This window comes from Pseudorhodoplanes sp., assembly GCF_059499825.1.
In genome coordinates, this window is sequence record NZ_JCABZI010000002.1 from 521,551 (window position 1) to 548,434 (window position 26,884).

22 protein-coding genes are annotated in these 26,884 nt (G+C 62.4%); 14 read left to right on the top strand and 8 right to left on the bottom strand.

Features of this window, described 5'->3' with window-relative positions:
- Positions 1 to 82: 82 nt before the first annotated feature.
- Positions 83 to 4,570, bottom strand: a complete 4,488-nt coding sequence (locus AC5I5I_RS05955) for a choice-of-anchor I family protein (protein ID WP_495970861.1) — start codon at positions 4,568 to 4,570, stop codon at positions 83 to 85.
- Positions 4,571 to 4,836: 266 nt separating this feature from the next.
- Between AC5I5I_RS05955 and AC5I5I_RS05960 the strand changes: the two genes are divergently transcribed.
- The 5 genes from AC5I5I_RS05960 to AC5I5I_RS05980 all read left to right on the top strand — a co-directional run bounded on the left by AC5I5I_RS05960 (position 4,837) and on the right by AC5I5I_RS05980 (position 9,586).
- A complete protein-coding gene (locus tag AC5I5I_RS05960; RefSeq protein WP_495970863.1) occupies positions 4,837 to 5,706 on the top strand; it encodes an amidohydrolase family protein in 870 nt (289 codons plus the stop codon).
- A 25-nt stretch (positions 5,707 to 5,731) separates the two neighbouring features.
- On the top strand, positions 5,732 to 6,736 hold the full coding sequence (locus AC5I5I_RS05965; RefSeq protein WP_495970865.1) for a Bug family tripartite tricarboxylate transporter substrate binding protein: 1,005 nt from the start codon (positions 5,732 to 5,734) through the stop codon (positions 6,734 to 6,736).
- Positions 6,737 to 6,863: 127 nt separating this feature from the next.
- Positions 6,864 to 7,106: a hypothetical protein gene (locus AC5I5I_RS05970; RefSeq protein WP_495970867.1), complete on the top strand. Its 243-nt coding sequence runs from the start codon at positions 6,864 to 6,866 to the stop codon at positions 7,104 to 7,106.
- A 136-nt stretch (positions 7,107 to 7,242) separates the two neighbouring features.
- Positions 7,243 to 8,097, top strand: a complete 855-nt coding sequence (locus AC5I5I_RS05975) for a c-type cytochrome (RefSeq protein WP_495970869.1) — start codon at positions 7,243 to 7,245, stop codon at positions 8,095 to 8,097.
- A 343-nt stretch (positions 8,098 to 8,440) separates the two neighbouring features.
- Positions 8,441 to 9,586, top strand: a complete 1,146-nt coding sequence (locus AC5I5I_RS05980; protein ID WP_495970871.1) for an AI-2E family transporter — start codon at positions 8,441 to 8,443, stop codon at positions 9,584 to 9,586.
- Between the two features lie 578 nt (positions 9,587 to 10,164).
- Here the strand turns inward: AC5I5I_RS05980 and AC5I5I_RS05985 are convergent.
- Positions 10,165 to 10,647, bottom strand: coding sequence for a GFA family protein (locus AC5I5I_RS05985; RefSeq protein ID WP_495970873.1), 483 nt, complete (start codon positions 10,645 to 10,647; stop codon positions 10,165 to 10,167).
- A 62-nt stretch (positions 10,648 to 10,709) separates the two neighbouring features.
- Here AC5I5I_RS05985 and AC5I5I_RS05990 point away from each other — a divergent pair, with 62 nt between their 5' ends.
- Together AC5I5I_RS05990 and hmuQ are read left to right on the top strand one after the other, a co-directional pair.
- Positions 10,710 to 11,609 (top strand): polysaccharide deacetylase family protein, encoded by a 900-nt coding sequence (locus AC5I5I_RS05990; RefSeq protein ID WP_495970875.1) that lies wholly within the window; start codon positions 10,710 to 10,712, stop codon positions 11,607 to 11,609.
- A 12-nt stretch (positions 11,610 to 11,621) separates the two neighbouring features.
- Positions 11,622 to 11,954: a heme-degrading protein HmuQ gene (gene hmuQ, locus AC5I5I_RS05995; protein ID WP_495970877.1), complete on the top strand. Its 333-nt coding sequence runs from the start codon at positions 11,622 to 11,624 to the stop codon at positions 11,952 to 11,954.
- Here hmuQ and AC5I5I_RS06000 read toward each other — a convergent pair.
- Both AC5I5I_RS06000 and kynU read right to left on the bottom strand, forming a co-directional pair.
- On the bottom strand, positions 11,951 to 12,571 hold the full coding sequence (locus AC5I5I_RS06000) for a helix-turn-helix domain-containing protein (RefSeq protein WP_495970879.1): 621 nt from the start codon (positions 12,569 to 12,571) through the stop codon (positions 11,951 to 11,953). The genes hmuQ and AC5I5I_RS06000 overlap by 4 nt on opposite strands.
- Positions 12,572 to 12,580: 9 nt before the next feature.
- Complete coding sequence (kynU, locus tag AC5I5I_RS06005; RefSeq protein ID WP_495970881.1) at positions 12,581 to 13,831, bottom strand: kynureninase; 1,251 nt, start codon at positions 13,829 to 13,831, stop codon at positions 12,581 to 12,583.
- A 106-nt stretch (positions 13,832 to 13,937) separates the two neighbouring features.
- Between kynU and AC5I5I_RS06010 the strand changes: the two genes are divergently transcribed.
- The 5 genes from AC5I5I_RS06010 to AC5I5I_RS06030 all read left to right on the top strand — a co-directional run bounded on the left by AC5I5I_RS06010 (position 13,938) and on the right by AC5I5I_RS06030 (position 18,784).
- A complete protein-coding gene (locus tag AC5I5I_RS06010) occupies positions 13,938 to 14,726 on the top strand; it encodes an aspartate dehydrogenase domain-containing protein (RefSeq protein ID WP_495970883.1) in 789 nt (262 codons plus the stop codon).
- A gap of 54 nt (positions 14,727 to 14,780) precedes the next feature.
- Positions 14,781 to 15,752, top strand: coding sequence for an ABC transporter substrate-binding protein (locus tag AC5I5I_RS06015; protein WP_495970885.1), 972 nt, complete (start codon positions 14,781 to 14,783; stop codon positions 15,750 to 15,752).
- 26 nt (positions 15,753 to 15,778) lie between these two features.
- Positions 15,779 to 16,555, top strand: a complete 777-nt coding sequence (locus AC5I5I_RS06020; protein WP_495971142.1) for an ABC transporter ATP-binding protein — start codon at positions 15,779 to 15,781, stop codon at positions 16,553 to 16,555.
- 4 nt (positions 16,556 to 16,559) lie between these two features.
- Positions 16,560 to 17,459, top strand: coding sequence for an ABC transporter permease (locus tag AC5I5I_RS06025; protein WP_495970887.1), 900 nt, complete (start codon positions 16,560 to 16,562; stop codon positions 17,457 to 17,459).
- 332 nt (positions 17,460 to 17,791) lie between these two features.
- Positions 17,792 to 18,784, top strand: coding sequence for an aspartate/ornithine carbamoyltransferase family protein (locus AC5I5I_RS06030; protein WP_495970889.1), 993 nt, complete (start codon positions 17,792 to 17,794; stop codon positions 18,782 to 18,784).
- A gap of 27 nt (positions 18,785 to 18,811) precedes the next feature.
- Here the strand turns inward: AC5I5I_RS06030 and AC5I5I_RS06035 are convergent, their stop codons facing one another.
- Both AC5I5I_RS06035 and AC5I5I_RS06040 read right to left on the bottom strand, forming a co-directional pair.
- Complete coding sequence (locus AC5I5I_RS06035) at positions 18,812 to 20,803, bottom strand: putative bifunctional diguanylate cyclase/phosphodiesterase (protein WP_495970891.1); 1,992 nt, start codon at positions 20,801 to 20,803, stop codon at positions 18,812 to 18,814.
- Between the two features lie 282 nt (positions 20,804 to 21,085).
- The gene (locus AC5I5I_RS06040; RefSeq protein WP_495970894.1) at positions 21,086 to 22,360 is read right to left on the bottom strand and encodes an MFS transporter; all 1,275 of its coding nucleotides are present in this window, start codon (positions 22,358 to 22,360) and stop codon (positions 21,086 to 21,088) included.
- A 226-nt stretch (positions 22,361 to 22,586) separates the two neighbouring features.
- On the opposite strand from AC5I5I_RS06040, the gene AC5I5I_RS06045 reads away from it, so the two are divergent.
- A complete protein-coding gene (locus AC5I5I_RS06045) occupies positions 22,587 to 23,654 on the top strand; it encodes a maleylacetate reductase (protein WP_495970896.1) in 1,068 nt (355 codons plus the stop codon).
- A 324-nt stretch (positions 23,655 to 23,978) separates the two neighbouring features.
- Here the strand turns inward: AC5I5I_RS06045 and fixJ are convergent, their stop codons facing one another.
- Both fixJ and AC5I5I_RS06055 read right to left on the bottom strand, forming a co-directional pair.
- A complete protein-coding gene (gene fixJ, locus AC5I5I_RS06050) occupies positions 23,979 to 24,590 on the bottom strand; it encodes a response regulator FixJ (protein WP_495970898.1) in 612 nt (203 codons plus the stop codon).
- Entirely contained in the window at positions 24,583 to 26,049 is a 1,467-nt protein-coding gene (locus AC5I5I_RS06055; protein ID WP_495970900.1) for a PAS domain S-box protein, read from the bottom strand. The genes fixJ and AC5I5I_RS06055 overlap by 8 nt, the downstream gene beginning before the upstream one ends.
- A 150-nt stretch (positions 26,050 to 26,199) precedes the next feature.
- Between AC5I5I_RS06055 and AC5I5I_RS06060 the strand changes: the two genes are divergently transcribed.
- Entirely contained in the window at positions 26,200 to 26,883 is a 684-nt protein-coding gene (locus AC5I5I_RS06060; protein ID WP_495970902.1) for a helix-turn-helix domain-containing protein, read from the top strand.
- Position 26,884 lies beyond the last annotated feature (1 nt).

The following is a 26,884-nucleotide window of genomic DNA, read 5'->3' on the forward strand; positions in this document are numbered from 1 at the left end:
CAATTTCGTCCCCCGATTTCCAGAAAATAGAACGGGCCGGCGCAAGGCCGGCCCGTTCGGTCGTTCCGTAACGCCGCGACGCTTACACGAAGGTGAAGTCGTCGACGTGCAGAAGCGAGACATCCTTGACCTTCAGGACGATCGAATCCGCACCCGCGGCAATGGTGAGCGTGTTGCCATTGTCTGTGGTCGCGGCCAGCACGGCATTGAAATCGGCGAAGATCGATGAGTCGAACTGGATCACGTCGCCACCGCCCTTCATGAAGCCCCGGAAATCCCTGATTTCGTCATTGCCGAAACCGGGCGCGAACACGAAGGTATCGTTGCCGGAGCCGCCGGTCATGACATCGTCGCCAGCGCCGCCAATCAGCGTGTCATCGCCGGAATCGCCCTTCAGGACATCGTCGCCAAGGCCGCCCTCGAGGGTGTCGTTGCCCGAGCCGCCAGTGAGGATGTCGTTGGCCGCTCCGCCCTGCAGGGTGTCGTCGCCCGCGCCACCGTCCAGGCGATCCGCCCCCTCGCCGCCGGTCAGGATGTCGTTGCCCCTGCCGCCGTCGAGCCTGTCGTTGCCGATCCCGCCGTCGAGCGTGTCGTCGCCGTTACCGCCGGGCAGCCTGTTGTTGCCGGCATTTCCGGTGATGACATTGTTTTCGCTGTTTCCGGTGCCCTTGAGGTCGGCATTCCCGGTCAGGATCAGGTTCTCGACGAATTTCGGCAGTTGGAAGTTGATCGCTGTCTGGACAGTGTCGACTCCTTCGCCGTCCAGTTCGATCACCTTGCTGCCCTTGCCGACGATGTAGGTGTCGTCGCCATCGCCGCCAGTCATCTTGTGCTTGCCGACGCTGCCATCGAGCGTGTCGTCGCCGATGCCGCCGACAAGAGCTTCTTTGCCGCTGGTTCCGATGATGGGTGCCGACGCGAACACGTCCTCCTCGCGCTGGGTGATATTCTGGATGCGGGTATCCAGATTCACCGGCGTGTCGGCGTCGTTGAAGGCGGTTTCCGCGGTGCCGTGGAATTCCTGCATGTACGCCGCAAGAGCGTCCTGTTCGCCGAGCGCATTGCCCGGCAGGACCGCCGTGAAGTCGAGCGCCTCGTCGACCGGCGCCGACAACGTGCCGTCCTCGAGCAGATAACGGAAGTTCGAGCCGTTCGCCTTCATCGGATAGCCGTCGCCGCCCTGCGCCAGGAACGAGAGCGTGACGACGGTGATGACCGACGGTGTGCCCGAGAGCAGCACGCCATCGTCGTACAGCTTGGCGATGACCCGGCCATTCTCGTCGATCAGCGCGATGTCGGACACGCGGCTGCCGGCGGGCGCGGTTGGATCGAACGAGAACTTGACGCCGCCCAGCTGCGGGAAGCGACCCTGATTGCCGTAGAGTGCAACGCCGTGTTCGAGGATGGCCTTCAGCCCTTGCGCATTCGTGTCGAACGCCATCAGCTTGTTGTCGAAGCGCAGCGAATTCTCGATATCGAGCTGCGAGACGCCGCCTTCATCCTTGACGCCAGGATTTTCGGCCGGCGGCAGCTTGTCGATGTCGCCGGTGACCGGATCGGGCAGCGACAGCGAGCCGATCTGCGCGCGAATGCCGCCGCCATTCTTCAGCGATACCACGAAGGTGTCGTCGCCCGCGCTCGCCTGCTTGAAAGCATAGGCGTTGGCATCCGCCGAGAGGTTGCCGAGATTGGTTTCCTCGTTGCGGACGAAGGCGCGCTCGCCTTCGAGATACACATCGGTGAAGCCGAAAACGTTGCCGTCCTTGTCGTCGATAACACCCTGCACCGCATCGGTGATCAGCTTGACGTCGCCGCCCTTGGTGCCGTCGGCAAAGGCCGTGGTGTCGAGATCCTCAACATCGACGCCCCACGCTTCCGCGACATTCTCCTCGGTCGAGGCATAGGCGCCGTTGATCGCCTCATTCGCCGTGATGCTGTCAAGGATGATGTCGCCGTTGGCATCGAAATCGACCACCAGACGGCCGAGATAGGTGAACTCGTTGTCGGTGTTGACGATCATCGTGGTCTTGCCGTCGAGATCGGTGACGGTCAGCGGATAGTCGCCCTGGAACACATCGTCATGGCCGGGGAAGGCCACCGCTTCGTCGTCATCATCGCCGAGCCGGGTATTGGAGCCGGCCGCGAGAATGATATCGACCCCGCGCAGCTTGGACGCGAGCAACTGCTCGTTGCCGATCTGCTGCAGATGCGCCATCAGGATGATCTTGTTGATGCCCTCGGCGATCAGCTCGTCGATGATCGGCTGCAGCTGCGCCGCCAGAAGGTCCATGTCGTCTGTTTCACCATTGGCGCCGGGGCCGGTCGGGAAGCCCTTCACCTCGGTGCCGGAGGGCGACGAGATCGCCTCCAGAATCTGCGTGGTCGCGGCCACGAGACCGATTTTCTCGCCACCCTTCTCGATCACGGTCGCGGGCGCGATCCGGCCCTTCAGCGTGCTTGCTTCCGCGACATCCGTCGCGGTCGGATTGCCGGCGCCGTCAAGCGTGTTGGTGAAGCGCGGGTTCAACGCGCTGTCGCCGGAGAAATCGAGGTTGGCGGACATGTACGGGAAGGCGGCGCCGACCCAGCCGCTGCCGGGCGTGAAGGTCGCGGCGAACGCATTCGAGCCGAGGTCGAATTCGTGATTGCCGATGGTCGAGGCTTCGACCCCGATGATGTTGTGGATCGCGATGTCGGCCGCGCCGATCGGCACCGTGCTGCCGATGGTCGAACCGGTGGTGGCATTGATCGCTGCGGCCACGCTCGGATCGGTACCGGCCGCGAGGAACGGTCCCGGCAGGAAGTTGTCGCCGCCTGCGAGAATGAGGGTGTTGGAGAAATCGTCGTCGAACGCATCGACCAGCGCAGCGAGATTGGGCGCGGTCGTCGAGGCCAGAAGTCCAGCCTCGGCGTCGGCGAAATGCAGCAGCTGCAGCGTGTAGCGCTGCGGCTCGATCTCGAACACTTCGACTGTCCCTGAGATCTCGTTCGTGGTCAGCAGCAGCGCCTTGCCGTTCGGGCTGTCGACCGCCTCGATGAACTGCACGGTTTCCGGTCCAAGGTGGACCGTGGACGACGGCAGGTACGTGGTGAATTCCGCGCTGTCGGGATTGGTGACGTCATACACCATCACGCCGCCCTGCCGCTCCAGCGCAACGAAGGCGTAGAAGCGTCCACCGAGATTGGCGACGGTGATGCCTTCCGGCTCGCCTGCCTTGTCGTCGGAGCGCGCATCGAAGGTCGAGGCGTCACCGGTCTGGTTGTTGTTGAACAGCGTCGGATATTGCTCGGCGATGATCTTTTCGAATTCGCCGCCGCTTTCGAACACCTTGACGACGTCGCCGTCGGATTCCTGCTTGAAGATGGTGAAGCCGCGGCCGCCGAAGGCATAAATTTCCTCGAGGCCGTTGGCGGGATTGCCGTCCGTATCGCCATCGATGGTCGAGACGTTGAGGCGCCCCGCCAAATCCTCGTGCTTGAGTAACGCCTCGTTCGCACCGAACACATCGTTGTTCAGATCACGGGTCGACAGGCGCGCGATGTCGCTGTCGTCGCTGCGGGCATCGCCCTCGTTCGCGGTGGCAAAATAGGTGGTGCCGCCGATCGTCCATGTGGCGATCGCATCCGGCATCAGGATGCCCTTGATCGGGGCCAGGCTTGGCTGGATCGCGCCAAGGCTCGAACCGCCGGAGCCGGCGCCGTCGCGATCGGAATAATCGCCTTCGTTACCGGCAATGGCGTGGTCGACATAGCCGAGCGGCACGAAGCGCTCCAGCAACGGCGTGGTGCCGGTGATATCGAATTGCGCGACGGTGTTGGCTTTTTGCAGCGTGACGAAAGCCGTGGTGCCGTCCTTCGAGATCGTGATGTATTCCGGTTCGAGATCGACCGAGGCGTCCTTGCCGGGCGTGATGCGCACGCCCTGCGCGCGCAACGCCGCTTCCTGTCCGTCGAACGCCGCAAAGCCCGTGGTTGAGACCGAGGCGTTTGCCACGCCCGCCGACAGGTCGATCAGCGACACCGAGCCCGGGGCATCGATACCAGTGTCGGTATCGCGCTCGCCCTCGTTGGCGACCAGCAGCTTCTGGCCGTCGGCAGTGAACACCAGCATGTCCGGCAGCGCACCGACCTCGACGATGTTGAGCAGATCGCCGGTGGTGGCGTCGAAGAACGCGACGAATCCATTGTCGCTCTTGACCGCGTTTTCGACCGCAACCGCCAGCACGTTGTTCGACACGGCCAGCGAGTTGATGCCGCCGAAATCGGGGACGACGGCGTCGACGTCGATATTACCCAGCAGCGTCGGCGCGGCCGGATTGGAGAAATCTACAATTTGGACGAGACCGTCGTCGCCTGGGGTCCCGGCATCCTCGAAATTCGCCATCACGAACAGCTTTTGCTGCGTCTTGTCGTAGACCACGACTTCTGCAGTTTCCTCGCCGAGGCCGCTGGCATAGGCGCCGATCGATGTGACGTTGAGCGCGTTCGTCCCTGTGGGAGTCGTCAGCGAGCCCGCTAACGTTGAATCGGCGTTGTTCTGAATTGTGATGCCGTCGATCTGGATGGACATGCGCGCTCCCCATTGGCCTGACGCAAGGCGGCCGACGGGCCCCCTGCCCGCCAGCGGCGCGGATATGAGAGCCGCGCAATGACAGAGCGATGACTTGACGATGAAGGGACGGATTCCGTCCAAAGCTCCGCGCGCGAGACGCAAGGCGACGCGATGCGTGTGACGCTGCGGCGACTAAACCGGCAAAGGATTGACCGCGCGCGACGTGATTTATATGGTTTCACTATAACGATAATATTTTCGCCATAGCGAAATATGAGGAACGCTTGACCAAGCCATGTCCCGGGGCGCCGAGCGCCACCGCGCCGTCATTCGAAATGCCCGCGGGCGCCACCGACTGCCACGTCCATGTCATGGGCCCCTATGACCGCTATCCGCTGGCGGAGCAGCGCGCCTATACCGCGCCGGAAGCCCCACTCCCTGTCTTTCTCGACATGCTGCGCATTATGGGGCTGGAACGCGCGGTGATCGCGCATGTCTCCGCGCATGGCACCGATCTGCGGGTCACGCTCGATGCGATCCGCGAGATCGGCGACGCAGCGCGCGGCACCATCATGCTGACGCCGTCGATGACGGATGCCGATCTCAGACAATTCCACGCGCAGGGCATCCGCGGGATCCGGCTCTCTCATGCCTTCGGCTATGACGTCACCGAGGACACGCTGAAAAACGCCGGGAAACGCGTCGCCGATCTCGGCTGGCATATCGCGATCTGGCCTTCGAGCCTCGACGAATTGCGGCTGATCGCGCGCACCAGCACCACGCTGGCGGTGCCGGTGGTGCTCGACCATCTGGCCGGGCATTGTTGGGACCCGGCGCGCGGCATCGATCAGGACGGCTTTAGCGAGCTGCTCGCATTGCTGTCATCGGGCCGCGCGTTCCTGAAGCTGTCCGCGATGCATCGTTCCACCCGCGAGATTTTTCCGTGGCCGGCGTTGATCCCGTTCGGCCAGGCGCTGGTGGCCGAAGTCCCTGAGCGTCTGCTGTGGGCGAGCGACTGGCCGCATGTCGGTTGCTGGGACGGCAACATGCCGCAATCGCACGAGTTGCTCGACTGGCTGCCGCGCATCGGCGCCGATGAAGCAAAACGTAAGCGCATCCTGGTCGACAATCCGGCCGGGCTTTACGGATTCTGAGAACAAGAAACACTGAGGACGCACCATGAATCGCGAGATCAATCGCCGCGAAGCTCTTCTCACAATCGCAGGCGCACTCACCGCCCCGCTTGTCGGCACCTCGGCGCTGTTCGCGCAGACGATCGACAAGTCGAAGCCGGTCCGTTTCCTGGTCGGCTTTCCCGCCGGCGGCTCTGTCGACATGGTGGCGCGGCTTGTCGCCGAACAAATGCGCGCCGATCTCGGCATCACCGCGATCGTTGAAAATATCTCCGGCGCCGGCGGCCGCATTGCCATCGAACGGGCGAAAGCCAGCGCGCCGGACGGCACCACCATCCTGGTGACGCCGGCGGCGATGATGACGCTCTATCCGCTGATCTTCTCGAAACTGAACTACGATCCGATCAAGGACTTCGTCCCGGTCGCGCCGCTGGTCACGCTGGAATTCTCGCTGATCGTCACCGGCGCGGTGCCGCAGGACGTCAAGACGCTGGCCGACCTGATCGCCTGGTACAAGGCGAACCCGTCGAAAGGATCCTACGCCCATGGCAGCGCCGGCTCGCCGATGCATTTCATCGGCGCGATGCTGGCCGATCACGCCAAGCTCGACCTCACCCATATCCCCTATCGCGGCGCGCCACCGATGCTGCAGGACGCGCTGAGCGGACAGGTCGCGGTCGCCGTCACCACCGTGACGGACTCGCTGCCGCATATCCAGGGCGGCAAGCTGCGTGCGGTCGCGGTCAGCGGCAAGGATCGCTCGAAATATCTCCCCGATGTGCCGACCTTCGCCGAACAGGGCGCCGCCGGGATCGTGGTCGAAGACTGGTTCGGCATGTTCGTCCCGGCCGGCACGCCGATGCCGATCGTCGAGCAGCTCAATGCCGCGATCAGCAAGGCGCTGACCGCGCCCGCGATCCGCGATCGGCTGACGCAACTCGCCTATATCCCGGCCGGCGGCTCGCAGGCCGAATTCGTCAAGCGGCTGCGCGCCGACATCGACAAATGGACGCCGGTGGTGAAATCGACCGGCTTCAGGATCGAGGAGTAGCGTTCCGAAGACGGCGGAACCCGTCGCCAGCCGCTCGGGGAAAAAGGCGAAGCCGTACCCTTTTCGTTCACAATTCCGGTTAGACTCAAAACCGTGAAGTGATTCGTTTTGGGCATCGGGTTTCGCCATGAAAAATGCTGGCCGATTTGTCTGCACCGGTGTCGTGGCCATGGATGGCTGCGGCGTTGAACTCACCATCGCCGAGCTCCGGCTGCATGACGGCCGCTGCGAGCATTGCGCGCTGGACTGGGACGAGCGGGTCCGCGGCTGGCGGTTCGGCCGCGCCGATGCCGATCTCGACGCGCATTTCGCCGACGCAGCGCGCCGGCGCGCGGTGGCGGCTCAGCCTCGCCGCGCCAGGGCGGCTTGACGGCGACACCGATCGCCTAAGTGGTCTGCCCGCGCGCCGCGGGCATGCGAATCTCGACGCCAGTGACCGCTGCCTGTTCCGGACGCCCCGTTTCCGGTAGCATCGCGTGCGAGCGCACCTGCCACGAGACCTCCCGATGATCATCCCGCGATGGGCCAGACGAGTCGCAGGCCTATTCGTCGTCGCAATGATGCTTTCGCCGGGACCGCCGAACGCCGCCGCAAACCCGGTGCTCACCGTCATCATCGGCGATGAGACCCGCACATTCTCGCGCGATGCGCTGCTGGCGCGGCCGGACCTAACCGACGTCGATATCGCCGCCGACATTGCATACGGACAGCCGATGCGGTTTCGCGCGATCCCGCTGGCCGCATTGCTCGCGCCGTTTCGCGCGCCGGAGGGCAGCGTCATCGAATCCGTCGCAGTCGACGGCTTCGCCGCGCACCTCCCGCTCGATCTGGTGATGAACACCGATCCGGCAAAGCCGATCGCCTGGCTCGCGATCGAACCGCCTGGCGCGCCGTGGCCGCCGCTTCCCGGCAAGCCATCGAGTGCGGGGCCGTTCTACGTTGTCTGGACCGGCCCGATTGCCAACACCATCAGCAGCGAGCAATGGCCCTATCAGCTCGCCAGGCTTGAAAGCCAGTTGTCGCCGCTGGCGCGCTGGCCGCGGCTTGCCGTCGATCCCGCCTTGCCGGCAGCGCATGACGCGCGCGCCGGGCAAACGCTGTTCATCACCCAGTGCCTGCCCTGCCATATGCTCGACGGCGCAGGCTCCAGCGATGTCGGCCCCGACCTCAACCGGCCGATGAATCCCACCGCCTATATGACGCATGCCGGATTGCACGCGCTGATCCGCGATCCGAAAGCGGTGCGCAGCTGGCCGGGCCAGATCATGCCGGGCTTTGCCGAAGACCAGATGAGCGACCGCGAGATCGATGCGGTGATCGCCTATCTCGCGCATCAGGCGGATCGCAAGTCCGCGCGTTAAGCGCTCACGCGAGCGATACGCCGCAACACGACACCGTTTCGCGCACCGAGCGCAGGATCGCCGCAGATTTTGCTGCGGCGTCTGATCCCGCAAACCACCGCATGTGCGACGAGGGAACTTTTCGAGAGGGAGGGCTTTGTTGACCGATTGAAACCCAAGGAGCGGTACCATGAACAATATCATTTATCTGGTCGGACTGGTGGTGGTCGTACTCGCCGTGCTGGCGTTTTTCGGGCTCCGGTAGCGGTCGCTGCGCGGACATGCGACGCCTTCCGATCGAGCTGTGAGCGACCGGCCATCTCAATCGGCGCCGAATAGCCTCCCTGCCGGCGGCGAGGCTAATGTGGACGTATCCCAGCGCAGTCACGTCTCATACGGATGGGCCGTTATCGGCCTGTTCCTGTTGGCGCTGATCGGCGCGCTGGGATATGCGAGAGCTTTCCTTCTGCCGGTGCTGTTCGCGTTCATGCTGGCGCTGATCCTGCGGCCTGTCGTGCGCTATCTGGCGCGACGCCGCGTGCCTGAGTTTCTCACCGCACTCGGGCTGGTCCTGTGGGTGCTCGCAGCCGCCGGACTTGGGTTCTACTTTCTGAGTGCGCCGCTCAGCGCGCTTCTGACCGATCTTCCACGGATCGCCAACGAAATCGAAGTGAAGCTGATCGATTTCAGGACCACCAGCGAGCATATCCAGGCTGTCACCGAAAAGATCGAAAATCTTGGCAAGCAGGACACGCCCAGTCCGACCGAGGTGCAAAAGGTCGAGGTGGCGCAGCCGGGACTGTTATCATCGGTCGCGGCGAATGCGCCGGACGCGGCCGCGCGCGGGATCTTTGCGCTGGTGCTGCTGCTGTTCCTGTTGTCGTCGGGCGATCTGTTCTACGCCAAGATCGTGCGCGCGATGCCGACATTCGGCGACAAGAAAAAAGCCCTCGGCATCGCGCTCGATATCGAGCGCGAATTGTCGCGCTATCTCGGCACCATCACGCTCATCAATGCCGGACTTGGCATCTGCGTCGGCCTGGCGCTCTGGCTCATCGGAATTCCCAATCCAATCCTCTGGGGCGTCCTCGCGGGCGTGCTGAATTTCATCCCCTATATCGGTTCACTGGTCGGGGTTGCGCTGGTGGGGACCATTGCGCTCGGAACCTTGCCGACGTTGTCGCACGCGCTGCTCGCCCCGCTTGCCTATCTTGCGCTGACCACCATCGAGGGCCAGGTGGTGACGCCGGTCCTGGTCGGACGGCGGCTGGCGCTCAACCCGGTGACGCTGTTCCTCGGGATCGCCTTCTGGGGCTGGTTATGGGGCGTAGTCGGCATGCTGTTCGCAGTCCCGCTGATGGTGGCGGTCAAGATCTTCTGCAGCCATATCGACGGACTGACGACGATTTCGGATTTCCTCTCGACCGAGAACCAGCCCGACGACGAAGCCGACGACGACAAACCGGACGCGAAGCCCGGCCCGCCTCCTGCAATACCAACCGCGAGATGAACCTGTTCTGATTGAGGGCGCGGGCGTGAAAAACCGCCCCTCGGCACTACAACTCCGTCCGCATGCGGACGCTGCTGTGCTGTCTTAACACCACTTGACTTTCTATGCTTTTAGGAATATAGTCTTCATATCCCGCCTCGTCCAAGGGGCGTCTGATCAGCGTCATGAGACGCGGGGCGGGATGCGGTGGCCGTTGTAAGGCGCAAGACGTGCGTCGTGCAGCGGAGGCCCAAGCTGCGATGATCCGGCTCACCGGCCGTGGGTCACCAGCGGAGGATATCAAGAAAGTCCGCCCGGCGATGCCGGTCAACGGTGTCTGTCCTCCGGGGTTGTCGCAGAGCAAGCCACTCACACCGCGCGCGGAACGCCGATGCCTTTCGGCGGTCCGTGGCGACTACGATCTCATGCGCTTCACACACTTGCGCATGGGGCCATGGGCTTGGCTGAAGGCCCGGCGTTCCGCGCGCCCTTGGGTTTACCTGAGGGAAGGAATGCGAATTGGGACTAAGGGCGCGCCCGCGCCGGCTAAAGAACAGGGACGGCGGAGCTTTGTCTGTTTGTACGCGATATCAAATCCGTCACCCTGAGGTGCCCGCGCGACGCATCCCTTCGCGATACGCGCTCCACGCTGCGATTAGCCCGCTCACATCAGCAGGATGGCCTTCATGAATCACGGCACCCTGCGGGATCGGCACCCACGGTTGCGCACTCTTGGTCCAGATATGTCCGACCGGGTGCAGCCAGGATGTGTCGTCGAGCGTGCCGGGCTTGAGGATCGATACCTTGTCGTTCGCCAGCGGATGATTGACCGGCCGCACGCCGCAGGTCTCGCACATGTCGCTGGCAATGACGCGACCGCTATCGGCCGTCCGCTCGAAGCGGCGCGGCACGCCCTTGGTGTAGACCAGCGAGTCCCGCGGCACCATCACCGACATGCTGAAAGCCGAGGCGGATTGTCGCTGGCATTCGGTGCAATGGCAGACATAGACCGAGAACGGCTCTGCGCGGATCTCGTAGCGGAGCGCGCCGCACTGGCAGCCTCCGGTCAGCGGAAGTTTCATGCTCGCACCTTGCCGTGCCGGGTCCTGAGGTTAGTATGCGCGCCGCCGCACGAGAGGATTCAATGACCGAAAGCATGATACCGAGTCAACGCGCCGACTATTCCGCGATCGTCGATCGCCCGCCGCTGAAACTGCCGGGCGGCGCACGCATGGTGGTGTGGACCATCGTCAATCTCGAGGTCTGGGATATCGCCCGCCCGATGGCGCGGCAGGTCCTCCCCGCGCCCACCGGCCAGCCGATGCTGCCCGACGTGCCGAACTGGAGCTGGCACGAATACGGCATGCGGGTCGGGGTGTGGCGCTTCTTCGATCTTTACAAGCGCCTCGGCATCAAGCCCACGGTCTCGATCAACGCGCGCGTCTGCGAGGATTATCCGCGCGTGGCGCAGGAGTGCAAGGATCTCGGCTGGGAATTCATGGGCCACGCCTATGACCAGGGTCCGATCCACAAGGTGGAGGATCAGCGCGGCATGATCTTCCGCTCCTGCGACATCATCGAAAAATTCACCGGCAAGCGCCCGGTCGGCTGGCTTGGGCCGGGCCTGACGCAGACCTTCGAAACGCCGGAACATCTGGTCGATGCCGGCATCCGCTATACCGGCGACTTTGCCTATGACGACGAACCGACCGTGATCCGCACGGCCAAAGGGCCGCTGGTCACCCTGCCCTACACCGTGGAACTGAACGACATCCCGATGATGCTGGTGCAGCACCACGAGAGCGACCACCTCTACAAGCGTGCCGTGGAGAGCTTCGAGCGGCTCTATGCCGAAAGCGAGCATCGCGCGAAATTCATGGCGATCGCGATCCATCCCTATATCAGCGGACAGCCGTTCCGCATCGGTCCGCTGGAGCGTATCTACGAGCATATCAGCAAGTTCGACGGCGTCCTGCACTGGAACGGCGAACAGATGCTCGACTGGTATGCCAAGACGGCGAATGTGAAATTCGGTGCTGCGTAAGGAGTGTCTCGAATGTTCATTGCAATGAACCGCTTTCAGGTGAAGAAAGGTTCGGAGGCCGCGTTCGAGCAGGTCTGGCTGACGCGCGATACGCTCCTCGACGAGGTGCCGGGCTTCGTCGAGTTTCATCTGGTCAAGGGTCCGGAGGCCGAGGACCATACGCTCTACGCCTCGCATACGGTGTGGCGCGATCGCGATGCGTTCGAGGACTGGACCCGCTCGGAGGCGTTTCGCAAGGCGCATGCGCGCGCCGGCAACGAGAGCACCGGTTCGCTTTATCTGTCGCATCCGAAATTCGAAGGCTTCGAGGTGCGGCAGACCGTCAAGCCGGGACGCGCCGCCTAATAGGATGCGTGCGAGCAGACCGCGAGAATGCGGGCCGGCGGCTCCCGGCCCTTGCGGACGGCGACATAGGCGTGCCCCATGGTGCTGTCGATATAGGCGCTGTCGCCGGCCTTGAGTGTTGCGGGTTCGTAGAACTCGGTGTGCAGCCGCAGCGTGCCGGACAGCACGTAGATGAATTCCTCGCCCTCGTGACGACTGAGACCGCCGATCTCCTCCAGCGAGGTCGCGGTGACAGTGAGGATGCCGGGCACCATCCGCTTGCGGGCGAGTTCGGTCGCCAGAATTTCGAAGCTGTAACGCTCGCCGGAGCCGCGCCGGCCCTGGTCCTTGCGTTCGATCGCACGCCGCGTCGTCCGCAATTCATTCGGATGCAGCCTGAAGAACTCTCCGACATCGACGCCGAGTCCGACCGACAATTTGACGAGGCTTTCGTAGGACAGTGTCGCCTGGCTGTTCTGCACCTTGGACAGGGTCGAGACCGGGATACCCGTGCTTGCACTGAGTTCCTTGAGGGTGAGACCGCGACTGCGGCGGATTTCGGCGAGCCGCACGCCGAGCGTGCTGCCCGGAATGTCCTGACCGCCGTTCTCGCGGAAAATCTGCAATGGCGCGTTCATGCTGAAGCCTCAGGTCACCGCGGCGCGCACGCGAAACGACTCGCGCTCATATTCGCGGTTATTCATGACCTCGCGCAAATGCTGCACGGCGTCGAAGATATCCGCGTACGACAGATAGATCGGCGCGATCCCGAGCCGGATGCAATCGGGGTTGCGAAAATCCCCGACTACGCCACGCGCCTTCAAAGCCTGGACGATGGCATAGGCTTCCGGATGACGGTAAATGACGTGGTTACCGCGCTCCTCGGGATTTTCAGGCGTCCCAAGTTCCAGGCCATGGCCGGCGCATTCGCGCTCAATCAGGGCCATCATCAGCGCCGTCATCTGTTTGCCTTTGTCGCGCAGCCGCGCGATGCCTGCATCCAACATCAGGCCCACGGATTCTTCCAGCACGGACAGCGCCACCACCGGCGGCGTGCCGGTCAGCATGCGGCCAATTCCAGGGGCCGGCTGGTAGCGATGATCGAAGGTGAAGGGCGAGGCGTGCCCCATCCAGCCGGTCAGCGGCTGTGTCATCTGCGCATGATGGCGCCGCGCCGCGAACAGAAAAGCCGGAGCGCCGGGCCCGCCATTGAGATATTTGTAGCCGCAGCCGACCGCGAAGTCGGCACGCGCCGCGTTGAGCGCAACCGGGATGGCGCCGGCACTGTGCGCCAGATCCCAGACCGCGAGCGCGCCGGCTTCATGCGCGATCTTAGTGATACCGACCATGTCCTCGATCCGGCACGACTTGTAATCGACATGGGTGAAACTCACGGCCGCAACATTGTCGTCGAGTGCCGCCGCCAAATCGGACGGCTCCGCATAGCGGACCTCACAACCATGTCCCGCGAACGCCGCAAGCCCCTCCGCGATATAGACGTCGGTTGGGAAGTTGCCGCGATTGGTGACGATGGTGCGGCGGCCCGGCCGCAACGAGAGCGCAGCCGCGAGCACCTTGAACAGATTGGCCGATGTCGAGTCGCAGGCGACCACTTCGTCGTCTTCCGCACCGATCAGCGGCGCAATCTTCGCGCCGACCCTGTGCGGCAGGTCGATCCAGTGATGATCGTTCCAGCCCGAAATCGCCGAGCCGCCCCACTCGTTCTCGACCACCTCGCGGGCGCGGCGCGCCGCTGCCACAGGCAGCAACCCAAGAGAATTGCCGTCCAGATAGATCATACCGTCCGGAACAACGAATGCATCGCGAAGCGGCCGCAGCTGGTCGTTGCGGTCCATTTCGATCACCATGGCCCGCGTCACGGCGGCCGGAGCAGACATGCCCAAATTCTCCGCTATTGCGATAATTTTCTATATAGAAAATATTTTCGGATCGAGCTAGTCTAAATTCCGGCGGCCAGACAACATGCTCGCACCGGACCCCCGCATGAAACGTGTCGGTATCATCGGTTTCGGATTTATCGGCGCATCGCTTTATCGCGCGATCGAGACGCATGAGGCCGCTGGTCTTGAGGTCGCTTTCGTCTCCAACCGGACACCCGACAAGCTCGCCGGGCTTCCCTCCGAGATCATTCTGGACGACCTGTCGCGCGCAGCAGACCGTCGCCCCGACCTGATTGTCGAATGTGCTCATCCGGACATCAGCGTCGAATATGGCGCGGGCTTCCTCGCGCACAGCGATTACATGCCGCTGTCGGTCACCGCACTGGCCGAAGACTCAGTCCGCGAGACACTCGTTGCGGCTGCGGGCGCGAGCGGCCACCGGCTGTTGCTGCCGCGCGGCGCGCTGGTCGGCATGGACAGTCTGTTCTCGTGGCGTCACATGTGGCGCGACGTCACCATCACCTTCCGCAAGCATCCGCGAAACCTCGATCTCAGCCGGACGGGACGGACGGCCGACAGCATTGTCGAGGAACTCGTATTGTACGATGGGCCGGTTCGCGGAATCGCCGCTGACTATCCGCGCAACGTCAACACCATGGTCACCTGCGCGCTCGCGACCATCGGGCTCGACTGCTGTCGCGCGCGGCTGATTGCCGATCCGCGCCTCGATCATGCGGTTGCGGAAGTGGAAGCTTTCGGAACCGATGGCTCGTATCTGCAGACGGTGAAGCGGCAGCCTGCGGTCGGCGTGTCCGGAACGGAAATGTTTCAATCCACCCTGCGGTCGGTGCAGAAGGCGACCGGAAACCTGCAGTCACTGGACTTCGTATGACAAGACCCTCGCATTTCACGACATCCCTTAACCCGGCCGGCCTGGAGTAAACCAATGCGCAAGACCCTTACGATCGCCGCCATCTTTGGCGTTGCCATGCTGGCCACGACCAGCGCATTCGCTCAGACCAAGAAGGTGGCCATCGCCAATTTCGGTCCGCATGGCTCCCTCGAACAGGTGATTGCCGGCTTCAAACAGGCGCTCGCCGACAAGGGCTTTGTCGACGGGAAGAATGTCACCTACGACTACAGCCATTGCAATTTCGATCCTTCGCTGGTGCCGCAGGTGCTGAGCAAGCTCGAGGCCGGCAAGCCGAATCTGATGGTAACGATCACGACGCCGATGACCCAGGCCGCGGTCAAGATCGTGCGCGACCAATCGATCCCGATCGTGTTCGCGCCGGTCACCGATCCGGTCGCCGCCGGCCTGGTTCCGGACTGGCAGCATGGGTCGGCCCGCTTCGTCGGCGCCTCCAACATGCAGTCGGTGGAGGCCGTACTCGACTTCGCGCGCAAGCTGCTCGGCAATGTGAAATCCTTCGGCATGCTCTACAATCCGGGCGATGCCAACGATGTCGCCAACAAGAACCTGGCCGAGAGGGCGGCCAAGGCGGCGGGAGTCGAGTTCAAGGCGGTGGCGGTCGACGCCGTCGGCGATATCGGCCAGCGGGCCGCCGCGCTTCAGGGCGTGGACTTCATCTATGCGATTCCCTCGAGCCTGCTGATGCCTGCCCTGCCGGCGATCGCATCGACCGCCGACCGGATGAATATCCCGGTCATCTCCTCCTCGCCGCAAGGCGCGCAGGACCATGTCGTGCTCGCCGCAATGTCGGTGTCCTGGAGCAAGGTCGGCTATCAGGCCGGCCTCCGCGCGGCTGAGATTCTCGGCGGCAAGAAGCCTTCGGAACTGACGAACTATAAGCCTGCCGCCGAGGACCATACCGCGGTCATCAGCGGCCGCCGGCTGAAGCAGACCGGCAAGCCGCTTCCGGCCGCCCTCGCCGACTGCAAATGCGTCGTTGAATGACGGACATGCAGCCCATCGTCCCGTCCATGCTCGCGCTCGATGGGCTGCACAAGACATTTCACCAGGGCACGCCGGACCGGCGTGCCGCACTCGACGGTGTATCGCTCACGCTGCGGCCGGGAGACTTTGCCGTCGTGATCGGCGGCAACGGAGCCGGCAAGTCGACCCTGCTCAACACGATTTCGGGCGAGGTGCTCGCGGATTCCGGGACTGTCCGTGTCGACAATATCGATGTCACGACCAAGCCGACGCATGTGCGGGCGGCCTGGATTGCACGCGTGTTTCAGGATCCGCTGGCGGGAACAGCAGGCACGCTGACGGTCGCAGAGAACCTGTCGATTGCGGAGCGCCGGGGTAAACGCAGCGGACTGCGCTGGGGACTCAGCGCCGAAAGTCGCAAGCGCTATCAGGACCGCGTCGCCGCTCTGGGCCTCGGACTGGAGAACAGGCTCGACCAGAAGGTGGGCTCCCTCTCCGGAGGGCAGCGGCAATCGCTGGCGCTTGCGATGGCTGTCCTGACGTCACCGAAACTTCTGCTGCTGGATGAGCATTGCGCCGCGCTCGATCCGAAGACCGCGGAACTGGTGATGCAGGAAACCGTGAGAGCCGTGAGCGGCGAGAAGCTTACCGCCCTGATGGTGACCCACAACATGCAACACGCGATCGAGTTCGGAAACCGCCTGATCATGATGATGGCGGGGCGCATCGTTTATCAATCCGAAGGCGCCGAAAAAGCCGCGTTGACCATCGACCACCTGATCAAGCGATTTCACATCACGAGCGACCGCATGGTGCTGGGCTGACGTGATGGCGATTTTGCAGGCCTATTACAACCTGATCCCGGTCACGCTGCTGCAAGGCGTGATCTACGCGTTCGTTGCGCTGGGGATCATGATCCCCTTCCGGCTGCTGTCGTTTCCCGATCTGACCGCGGAAGGCTCGTTCCCGCTCGGTGCCAGCGTATCCGCCGCGGTTCTGGCTGCGGGCGGCGACCCGGTATCGGCAACGGCGATGGCGATCGTCGCAGGGTTTGCCGCCGGCGCGACCACCGCGCTGATCCATCGCATTTTCCGGCTCAATACCCTCCTGTGCGGCATCCTTGTCGTGACCATGCTCTACAGCATCGATATCCGCATCATGGGCAAGCCGAACATTCCGTTGTTCACCTATGATGACCTGTTCTCGATTTTCCTGGGCGGCTGGTCGCGTTCACTCGGCGCACGCATTGCCTTCGTCAGCGCGATTGCCATTGTCTGCACAGTCGCGCTCTATTGCTTCCTTAAGACGGAAATGGGGCTTGCCCTGCGCGCTGTCGGCGCCTCGCAAAGCATGGCGCGGGCGCAAGGCCTGTCGATCTCTTACTACGTGGTGCTCGGCATCGGCATTGCCGGCGCATTGAGTGCGCTCGGCGGGTCGATCCTGGCGCAGAACCAGAGCTTTGCCGACGTGAATATGGGCTTCGGCGTCTTGGTCAACGGCCTCGCATCGCTCATTGTCGGCGAACAACTGATCGGCCGACAGACCCTCGCGCGCCAGCTCGGCGCGCCGCTGGTCGGCGCCATCGTCTATTATCAGGTGGTCAGTTTCGCCCTGGCGCTCGGCATGCAGCCGTCCGACCTCAAGCTTCTCACCGGCCTCTTCGTGCTCGCCCTCCTCGGTCTGCCGCTGCTGAAAAGCCGCACGTCCCGGACCGACGCGCTTGCATGAGTTAGCACGCTCTGGGTGACAGAGTTCATATACTCGAATACCGCCGGATTGATCTGTCACAAATAGAAAGCTCGGCGAAGCACGTGCCGGAGGCGCCGGCTCGCGTGGAACTTTGTCAGCTTGGTTAACACACAAGATTGAAACGCATGCGCGCGTTTCCTGTCCACGACAACTTAACTCTCTGCAATAGAAGGAAAAACAATTCGCACCGAAATCACGTGGTCTGAATCTGCAGCGTCAGCGCACCGCATGTGCAAGCTTGAACGTAAATTTACTTGGCGAACGGGATAGGTTAACAATTCCTTACCTCAAATGCGGTGGGGCTGTAACCAATGGCGTACCTCTCTGTTGCGTCGCCGGCACTTCAGAGCCGGCGTGAACGAACTCGTTCGGGTCGGCTGCGGCATCTCCTGAGTGCGCGTGATCTCACCCTCGACGACGTCGACGACTTCTGCCAGGCCGCGGACGATTTCGAATCCGGCCTCGCACCGCGCCAGCAATTGTTCGGGCGCACCGTCGCGTTGCTCTTCTTCCAGTCCAGCACCCGCACCCGGCTCGGCTTCGAATCTGCCTCGGTTGCGCTCGGGGCCCATTGCATCGGCATGGAGGATATGTCGGCCTCGCGTACCAATGCGAGCATAGGAGAGACGATCGAGGATTGCGCCGCCGTCGTATCGCGACTGGCCGACGCCATTGTGGTTCGGCATCACGAATGCTCCGCAGCGGCGCGTATGGCGGCAACGTCGATCGTGCCCGTGATCAACGCAGGCGATGGCTGGAACGAGCATCCCAGCCAAGCCCTGATCGACATACACGCGATGCGCCGCGGCCTCGGCACCCTGCGCGGCAAGAGCATCGCCTTCGGCGGCGATCCGCGTGGACGCGTGGTGCGCTCTCTGATCCAGTTGCTGCGCTTCGAGGGACCGCGCGAAATCCTGTTCTGCCCGCCCCCGCATTACGAAGTGCCGGAAGACCTGGTGCAGGCGCTCTCGGACCATCAGATTCGCCTGCGCATCATTGCGGATATCGACATTGCTTTGGTGGAATCCGACGCAGTGATGATGGCGCCTTACGATATGTCGGCAATCGGCGAGCCGCCGGCGTCCGACTACGTGTCACCTCACTTCACGCCGAAGCACTTCGCCATCACCGCGGAGAAAATCGAGCGGTTGAACTCCAAGGCCCTGCTCTATCATCCCCTGCCGCGTTTCGACGAAATCGATCCGTCGTGCGACTCCCTGCCGAATGCCATGTATTTCGAGCAGGTTCGCCTCTCGAAATTCATGCGGATGGCGGTGCTGGAGCGGCTGCTGAACGCGAACTAGCGAGCCGCAACCGGGTCGATCGCCGGTTTACGAGGCCACCTTGCGGCGCTTCTGTGCGATCGAATCGGGGTTCTTGGCGATAAGCTTGATCGATGCCGGGAAGATTGGATTGTTGATCAAATTGCGCAGCTGGCGGGCCGGTATCGGCTTGCTGAACAGGTAGCCCTGGATTGCGTTGATGCCGAAACTGCGCAGGCGCTCGAGCTGCACCTCGGTTTCGACGCCTTCCGCGACGCATTCCATCCGAAGATCGCGGGCAATTTGCGCCGTTCCATTGACGATCGCAGAGGTGCGCGGCGACTCGTCGACCTTCTGCGAGAATTTCCGGTCGATCTTGATCTTGGAAAACGGAAAGTCGTTCAAATAGGCGAGCGACGCATAGCCGGTTCCGAAATCGTCCAGCGAAATGCCGACGTTCATCCGCCGCAACTCTTCGAGGATGCCAAGCGTTGCCGCGTTGTCATCGATGAAGACGGACTCGGTGATCTCGAGTTCCAGACGGCTCGCCGCAAGGCCTGATTCTGCAAGCGCGGCGCTCACCCTGTCGACAATCTCGCGGCCATGTCTAAACTGCACAGGCGACAGATTCACGGCAACCTTGATGTCAGGATTCCATTGGGTTGCCTCCAGGCAGGCCTTGGACAGAACCCAGGACCCAATCGAAACAATCAACCCGGTCGCTTCGGCAATCGGAATGAACACATCCGGCGCCACCGGACCAAGTTCTGGATGATTCCAGCGAAGCAGCGCCTCACAACAAATGGCGCGGCCGGATCTCGGATCGACAATCGGCTGATACACAACGTCGAGCTCGCCGCGGCTGAGCGCACGCTGCAGGTCCTGCTCCAGCGCCACCCGGCTCTCGTATTCGCGGGACAGTTCCGCTGTGTATTCGACGATCTGGCTGCGGCCGCGCTTTTTGGCCTCATAGAGCGCCAGGTCGGCGTTGCGAAAGAGCACGTCCATCGTCGTTTCGCGCTGCGCCAGGGCGCAACCGAGACTGGCCCCGCAGATACTCCGCGTCATTTCGATCTTGAACGGATCGGAGAACCTCGCCAGGATCGCCCGGGCAACCGCGGCCATATCAAGGGCGCGCTGTCCAACCAGCATGACAAGAAATTCGTCACCGCCGACACGCGACACCTCATCGCCAGGCACCAACGCGGAGCGGATACGGTCCGCGGCCTCCTTGAGGACGGCATCACCGACCGGATGACCGAGCGTGTCGTTGATGTCCTTGAACCGGTCGAGATCAATCGCGATCAGCGCGATTTCGTCTCTGCCCGGTGCTGAAAATCTTGCTTCGAGCGAACCGAGAAACGCTGAACGGTTCCAAAGCCCTGTTAGCGAATCGCGTTGTGCAAGTGTTTCGATCCGGCGAAAGGCCTGATGACGCGACACGAGGTTGTCGTACACGCTCCGGCAGATGATGATCGTGCCGACATAGAGTGCACCGATGAAAGTCGCGAGAACCAGATGAGCGACGTCGGCGCGGAAGATCAATGCCAGCGTGAACGGCAGGCATGTGAAGCTGACCTGACCGATGGTAATCAACGGCCGGCTGGCATTGCGGGACGACACCCCTGCAATGTAGCCAATGACGCAGCAGCCAACGAGAATCTCGACGTCGGTGCCCGCATGGAACATGACCGCATAGGCTCCGGCGATTCCGACCAGGCCCGAAAACGCCCAGGCGCCGATGAGTGCGATCAATTCCCAGCGCTTCAAGGCAGCGATGTCGTCCGGATCATGGTCGACGCGATGATAGAAGCTTGCGGCCACGGCGCGCGCGACGCCGATCAGCAAAAAGCCAGCGGAGATGAACGCGAACACGACATCGCCGCTGAGCAGGCCGGCAATGGCCGTAACGGCTGTTGCCGCCGCAGTGGCCACGAACAAAGGCTTCGCCGTGCTCGTCGCGCCATACAATGCGCGGACGAGTTCGAAATGCAGCACCGGGTCGGGGACCGAACCATTCAGGCGGTCCACGAAGCGCGTTATGGCGGCCGCAAGCCTCATCAAAGGTCCTGGTCGGGCCGATATGCCCCTGTCATCACGGCACTATTCGTTGAATTTGTTAAGGAATAGCCCTTTCGGAGCAGTAAAGACGGCATCCGCCGCGCGCCACAGCCCGGCAGTTCCCGGAATCGGAAAACAGATGGTTATCGGATAAACGGGGAGGTTGCAGCACGCCTCCGTCTCGCGCCGAGATCGTTGCAGTGCTGCACGCAACTTTTGGTATTATACGGTTGTGCCGCGGTGACACAGCGCCACCGTGCCCGTGCGGGAAGGCCGCCTTCCCTATTTCGAACCGAGCCGTTTCGCGAACGCAAGAGCGACCAGACTAACGGCAGCCGCCAGGATCAGATAGAAAGCCGGCGCCAGCTTGTTACCCGTGACCGAAATGATCCAGGTATTGAATAACGGGGCAAGTCCTCCGAAGATTGCGACCCCAAACGCATAGCTGATCGACAAACCGGTGGTCCTCATCCGCGCCGGAAAGAGCTCGGCCATCAGAGCGCCAAGCGGACCCATATAGGCGGCCATTAGTACGCCGATGATCGCCTGAACGATCAGCAAGGTCTGCAAGGTGGGAGCAGCGGCAAGCCAGGCGAACAGCGGATAGAACACGACCAGCATCGCAGCGGCCGACGCGAACATGATCGGCCGGCGACCGAACTTGTCGGATACCGCTCCAAAGACCGGGATCAGTGCGAGCTGGATAACACCGACCAGCAATCCGCCAAGAAAGCCGACCGACGTCGTCAGCCCGAATTGCCGCGTCGCATAGGTCGGCATGAACAATACAACAGTATACATGGACACCGTGCAGAGCGCGACGACTCCAAGCGAAACCAGAAGCCGCTTCTTTCCGTCGGACAAAGCCTCCTTCAGCGGCGAAGCGCTGGGCTGCATCGTCTTGAATTCCATCGTCTCATCGACATGGCGCCTGATGTACCAGGCAACCGGTCCGATCAGCAGACCGATGATAAAGGGAATCCGCCAACCCCAGCTTTCCAGCTGTGCGGTTGTCAGGGTCGCGGTCAGGGCTACGCCGATCGAGGTGGCGAGAACGGTGGTGAGCCCTTGGCTCGCAAATTGCCAGCTTGCGAAAAACCCGCGCTTCGTCGGATCCTGTTCCGCAAGAAACGCAGTCGCGCTTCCGAATTCGCCGCCGGCGGAAAAACCCTGGATCAATCGTGCCAGCACAATGAGAAATGGTGCGAGCAGCCCGGCAGTCGCATAGGTTGGCGCCGTGGCGATAATCGCGGTGCCGGCCATCATCATCAGAATTGTGAGCGAGAAGGCAGCCTTGCGTCCGTAGCGATCCGCATAATTGCCCATGACGATCGCGCCGAGCGGCCGCATGAAGAAAGGAACACCGAACGCTGCCAACGCGAACATGAGCGACACGGTTTCGTCGCCCGCGGGGAAAAATAGTTTGGCCATCAAAACGGCGAAGAAACCGTAGATGATGAAATCGAACCACTCGAGCGCGTTGCCAATCGACGCGGCAGCTACCGCTCGCACGCGGCGCACATCACCGTCCGGTTTGCTCATTGTGGCCGTCGTCATGCGCAACCTCTCCGTGTGCCCTGAATGCAGAACGTTGCAACAACGATTCATAAGCGAGTCGGCGCTCTTACGCCGCTACATTGCACCAGCCCGATTCAAAGAATTGCTAATCACAGCCGGGATCGCGGCCCGCGAATTTTGTCGGCACGGCGCCACGTCGCCCCGATTTTGACTAAGCGTCAAAGTTAGGGGAGACATTGTGCGTCCAGCAGAGGTTGAAGACGTCATGCAGTCGTTTACGTACAATGCCCTTCCGTCGCGGGTCATTTTCGGCAGCGGGACCATTTCGAAGCTGAAGTCCGAGGTCGAGCGCGCAGGCTGCCGCCGGGCATTGTTGCTTAGCACATCGGAACAGGCGGAAAGCCTTCACCAGATTGCCCGATCGCTCGGGCCACTCGCCGCCGGCACGTTCACCCAAGCAACGATGCATACGCCGACGGACGTGACCGAACGCGCGCTGAAACAGGTATTGGAGTGCAGCGCAGACTGTACCATTTCGTTTGGGGGCGGCTCCTCGACCGGCCTCGGCAAAGCGATCGCGTTGCGCACCGACCTCACCCAGATCGCCGTGCCAACAACCTATGCCGGGTCGGAGGTGACGCCGATCATCGGGGAAACCAAGGACGGCGTGAAAGTAACCCAGCGGACCCTGAAGGTGCTCCCGGAGATCGTCATCTACGACGTGGACTTCACCGTCGGCCTGCCGCAGCGGCTTTCGGTAACCTCCGGCACCAATGCCATCGCGCACGCCGTCGAGGCGCTTTACGCCGAGGATCGAAATCCGGTCATCTCGATGATGGCCGAGCAGGCCATCGGCGCCATGGGGCGCGCACTGCCTGCAATCGTTGCCAATCCGCAGGATCGCGACGCGCGCTCGGAGGCGTTGTACGGCGCCTGGCTTTGCGGCGTCTGCCTTGGATCGGTCGGCATGGCGCTGCATCACAACCTTTGCCACGTCATCGGCGGCGCTTTCGACCTGCCGCATGCCGACACCCACACCGTGATCCTGCCATACGCGATGGCCTATAACGCCAAAGCCGCACCGCATGCCGATGCGGCAATCGCGCGGACGCTCGGCGGCCGCGACGGGACATCCGCACTCATCGAGCTGGCGGGACGGCTCGGCAGCCCACGCAGTCTGAAATCGCTTGGCATGCCGGAATCCGGCATCGATCGCGCCGCCGATCTCGCCGTGCAGAATCCCTACTGGAATCCACGGCCGATCGAGCGGACATCCTTGCGGGCCCTGATTGCGGCGGCCTGGGCGGGCGAAGCGCCGAAAACCTTTGATTAGAAGCGCGGGAGCGGGCGGAATGGGTAGGCGCGGCCGAAGCGCCCTGTGCCCGCCGTCGAGATAGCGCCCTGCGATCCGTCAGGGCAACTCGCCACTTTGTTTTGGGGGGTTCGCGAAACCGTCAGGCCGCCTGTAGGACAGCACCAGGTCGCACCGCAGACATGAAAATTTATCGTAGCCGGACGCCGCGTTCGAGCGTTCGGCCTGCATGGTAATCCTGCAGCGCGGACAAGGCCTTAGCGGCGGCAACTCCTGATTCATCCGCAAAAACTGACCGGATTTCCGGAACCGGCCTTGATCAGGATCAACTTTTCCACCGCAGCGTCACGATGTCTGCACCAGCAGGCTCATGCGCACCAGATCGGACAGGCTTCGGGCCTGCATCTTGGTCATCACATTGGCTCGATAAACTTCCACGGTCCGCGGGCTGATACCGAGATCGTGAGCGATGGTCTTGTTCGGGGAGCCGGCAACGAGTCCGTCGAGCACCTGGCGCTCGCGTTGCGACAGGCTCTCGAGCCGCTCCTCGATCTCGTTGCGGAGGGCCACGCGCTCGCCTTCCAGGCGCTTCGCCTCCAGGGCGGATCGCACGGCGGCCAGCATCCGATCGTCATCGAACGGCTTTTCCAGAAAATCGGCAGCGCCAGCTTTCATGGCCTCGACCGCAAGCTGGATATCGCCGTGTCCGGTCATCACGATCACTGGAATGATGCAGGATCTGGCACGCAGGCGCTTAAGTAGTTCGAGACCGCTAATATCGGGCATCCGCACGTCGGTAATCACGCAGCCATTGATCTCCCGGGTGAGCGTATCCAGGAAATGCGTCGCCGATTGATAGGTGACGACGTCGAAATTTGCTGCCCGCAGCAGAAACGAAAGCGAATCCCGGACCGCATCGTCGTCGTCGATCACATGCACCAGAGGTGTTTCAGACATTGCCAAGGTCCTCGCTGGCCGCGAGCCTGAGTGTCAGATGGAAAACCGTTCCGCCTCCCGGATTCGCCTCGGCCCACAATCGTCCGCCATGCGCCTCGACGATGGTCTTGGAGATCGACAGACCGACGCCCATGCCATGCTTCTTAGTTGTCATAAACGGCTGAAACAACTGCGGGAGAATGTCAGGAGACAATCCGGTTCCGGTATCGGATACGCTGACGCGCACCATCGACGGCCCGTCGGCGGTCGACGAGATAACCAATTGCCGCGTCGGCAGGTCGGACATCGCTTCGATCGCATTGCGGATCAGGTTGAGCACCACCTGCTGCACCTGCACCTTGTCTGCAAAAACCAGATCGTACTCGGTATCGAGATCGAAACGCACCTTGACGCCCTGATCCTTGGCGCCGACCAGCGCCAGGGCGCTCGCCTCTTCGAGCAGCTTCGACAGGCTCTCGACCTTCCGTTCGGCCTCCCCGCGCGCGACGAAATTGCGAAGCCGCGAAATGATCTGTCCGGCGCGCAGCGATTGTTCGCTCGCCTTGTCCAAGGCCTCAGCCACGAGTGCCGAGGCATTCTGGGTCGGCCCGTCAAGTATGCGGCGCGCACCCTTGAGATAGTTCGAGATAGCCGCGAGCGGCTGGTTCAGTTCATGCGCCAGCGTCGACGCCATCTCGCCCATCGCAGTCAGGCGCGAGATGTGAATAAGTTCTGACTGCAATTCCTGCAACCGGCCTTCGGTCTTTTGCCGCTCGGTAAGGTCGCGGATAAAGCCGGTGAAGAATAACCGGTCGTTCGATTTCATTTCTCCGACCGCGAGCTCCATCGGGAACGTCGAGCCGTCCTTGCGTTCGCCGACGACCACCCGGCCGACACCGATGATCCTGCGTTCTCCGGTTCGCAAATAGCGCTCGATATAGCCGTCATGTCCTTCGCGATAGGGCGACGGCATCAGGATGCTGACGTTTTTTCCGACCACGTCGTCAGCCTGCCTGCCGAACAGCCTTTCGGCCGCGGAACTGAAGGACTGGATATGTCCTTTCGGATCGATCACGATCATCGCATCCGGGATCGTATCCAGGATCGACTTTAAATGCGCCTCGCGCGCAACCAGGTCGCGATTGGTCGCTTCAACAGCCAGTCGCGCCCGCCGAACGCGGCCGCCCAGCCAGGCAAGGCCGAATCCGACCGCAAGAAAGGCAGTCGCGTCGACGATACTGGCCTGTGACAATCCTCTGACCGACACCCAGCTTTCGATTGCCACGATCAGGCCGGTGGCGACGCAACCCGGAACAGGCCCCCCTAGGGCGCTGACGACCAACACGACCGGCAGCAAGAACAGGTAGACCGATCCGCCATCGATTTGGGGGAACAGGATCGCACGCGCAACCAGCGCCCCCACGATCAGGGCCGCCGCAAAGCCGTAGACGACCCATTTCGGAGAGCTAACGGCCGGCATGATTTGGAGAAGTCCTCTTCAATAACAGCAACCTAGCGATATTCCCGGCCGACGCGCCACCTCCGGGATTCCCCTTAGGTGGAATATCCGAATTTTCCCCGGCGTCCATGCACCTTAACCAAGAGCCTACCTTGATTTCAGGAGCACGCCATGCACGCCGAGGCAGCCACCCGCCAGCACAATCTGAACCGGGCTCCCGCTTTCCATATCCCGCCGGATCAATCGGGACAGCCACTGTTCGGGGCGATCGAATTGGTCGGCGCGCGGATGTCGTTCGCCAAGGACGTCGAAATCTACGGCGAAAACGAACCGGCCGACTATGTCTACAAGGTTCTGACCGGGACTGTCCGGGTCTACAAGATCCTGCACGACGGCCGGCGTCAGATCGAAGCCTTCTACTTCCCGGGCGATATCTTCGGCATGGAGTTGGGCTCGCATCATGCCTCTTCGGCGGAGGCCATCTCCGCGTCCACCATCACGGTCGTCCGGCGCGCAACCCTGCTCGCCGCCGTCGCGAAAAACCCGGACGTCGCGAACAAACTTTGGGCTCATACGGCACAAGAGCTTGAGCAGGCTCGCCGCCATGCCATGCTGCTCGTGAAGACTGCCCAGGAGCGCGTCGCATCCTTCCTGATCGACATCTCCAATCGACTCTCGGGCGAATCGGTCGAGCTTCCGATGTCGCGCCAGGACATCGCCGATTTCCTCGGTCTGACGATCGAGACAGTGTCGCGCACGCTCACCCAGTTCCAGCAGACGTCCGCCATCGAACTGGCGACTTCGCGTAGGATGATTCTGCGCAACCGTCAGGCCTTGATCAATCTCGACTCGTGAG

What these genes read in the sequence shown, in the direction of transcription:
- AC5I5I_RS05975 (WP_495970869.1), top strand. Translation starts at nt 7,243, where the DNA reads ATGATCATCCCGCGATGGGCCAGACGAGTCGCAGGCCTATTCGTCGTC.
- AC5I5I_RS06055 (WP_495970900.1), bottom strand. Translation starts at nt 26,049, where the DNA reads ATGCCGGCCGTTAGCTCTCCGAAATGGGTCGTCTACGGCTTTGCGGCG.
- fixJ (WP_495970898.1), bottom strand. Translation starts at nt 24,590, where the DNA reads ATGTCTGAAACACCTCTGGTGCATGTGATCGACGACGACGATGCGGTC.
- hmuQ (WP_495970877.1), top strand. Translation starts at nt 11,622, where the DNA reads ATGTTCATTGCAATGAACCGCTTTCAGGTGAAGAAAGGTTCGGAGGCC.
- AC5I5I_RS05965 (WP_495970865.1), top strand. Translation starts at nt 5,732, where the DNA reads ATGAATCGCGAGATCAATCGCCGCGAAGCTCTTCTCACAATCGCAGGC.
- AC5I5I_RS06010 (WP_495970883.1), top strand. Translation starts at nt 13,938, where the DNA reads ATGAAACGTGTCGGTATCATCGGTTTCGGATTTATCGGCGCATCGCTT.
- AC5I5I_RS06020 (WP_495971142.1), top strand. Translation starts at nt 15,779, where the DNA reads ATGCTCGCGCTCGATGGGCTGCACAAGACATTTCACCAGGGCACGCCG.
- kynU (WP_495970881.1), bottom strand. Translation starts at nt 13,831, where the DNA reads ATGTCTGCTCCGGCCGCCGTGACGCGGGCCATGGTGATCGAAATGGAC.
- AC5I5I_RS05970 (WP_495970867.1), top strand. Translation starts at nt 6,864, where the DNA reads ATGAAAAATGCTGGCCGATTTGTCTGCACCGGTGTCGTGGCCATGGAT.
- AC5I5I_RS06060 (WP_495970902.1), top strand. Translation starts at nt 26,200, where the DNA reads ATGCACGCCGAGGCAGCCACCCGCCAGCACAATCTGAACCGGGCTCCC.
- AC5I5I_RS06000 (WP_495970879.1), bottom strand. Translation starts at nt 12,571, where the DNA reads ATGAACGCGCCATTGCAGATTTTCCGCGAGAACGGCGGTCAGGACATT.
- AC5I5I_RS05985 (WP_495970873.1), bottom strand. Translation starts at nt 10,647, where the DNA reads ATGAAACTTCCGCTGACCGGAGGCTGCCAGTGCGGCGCGCTCCGCTAC.
- AC5I5I_RS06030 (WP_495970889.1), top strand. Translation starts at nt 17,792, where the DNA reads ATGGCGTACCTCTCTGTTGCGTCGCCGGCACTTCAGAGCCGGCGTGAA.
- AC5I5I_RS05955 (WP_495970861.1), bottom strand. Translation starts at nt 4,570, where the DNA reads ATGTCCATCCAGATCGACGGCATCACAATTCAGAACAACGCCGATTCA.
- AC5I5I_RS06040 (WP_495970894.1), bottom strand. Translation starts at nt 22,360, where the DNA reads ATGACGACGGCCACAATGAGCAAACCGGACGGTGATGTGCGCCGCGTG.
- AC5I5I_RS06025 (WP_495970887.1), top strand. Translation starts at nt 16,560, where the DNA reads ATGGCGATTTTGCAGGCCTATTACAACCTGATCCCGGTCACGCTGCTG.
- AC5I5I_RS05990 (WP_495970875.1), top strand. Translation starts at nt 10,710, where the DNA reads ATGACCGAAAGCATGATACCGAGTCAACGCGCCGACTATTCCGCGATC.
- AC5I5I_RS06015 (WP_495970885.1), top strand. Translation starts at nt 14,781, where the DNA reads ATGCGCAAGACCCTTACGATCGCCGCCATCTTTGGCGTTGCCATGCTG.
- AC5I5I_RS06045 (WP_495970896.1), top strand. Translation starts at nt 22,587, where the DNA reads ATGCAGTCGTTTACGTACAATGCCCTTCCGTCGCGGGTCATTTTCGGC.
- AC5I5I_RS06035 (WP_495970891.1), bottom strand. Translation starts at nt 20,803, where the DNA reads ATGAGGCTTGCGGCCGCCATAACGCGCTTCGTGGACCGCCTGAATGGT.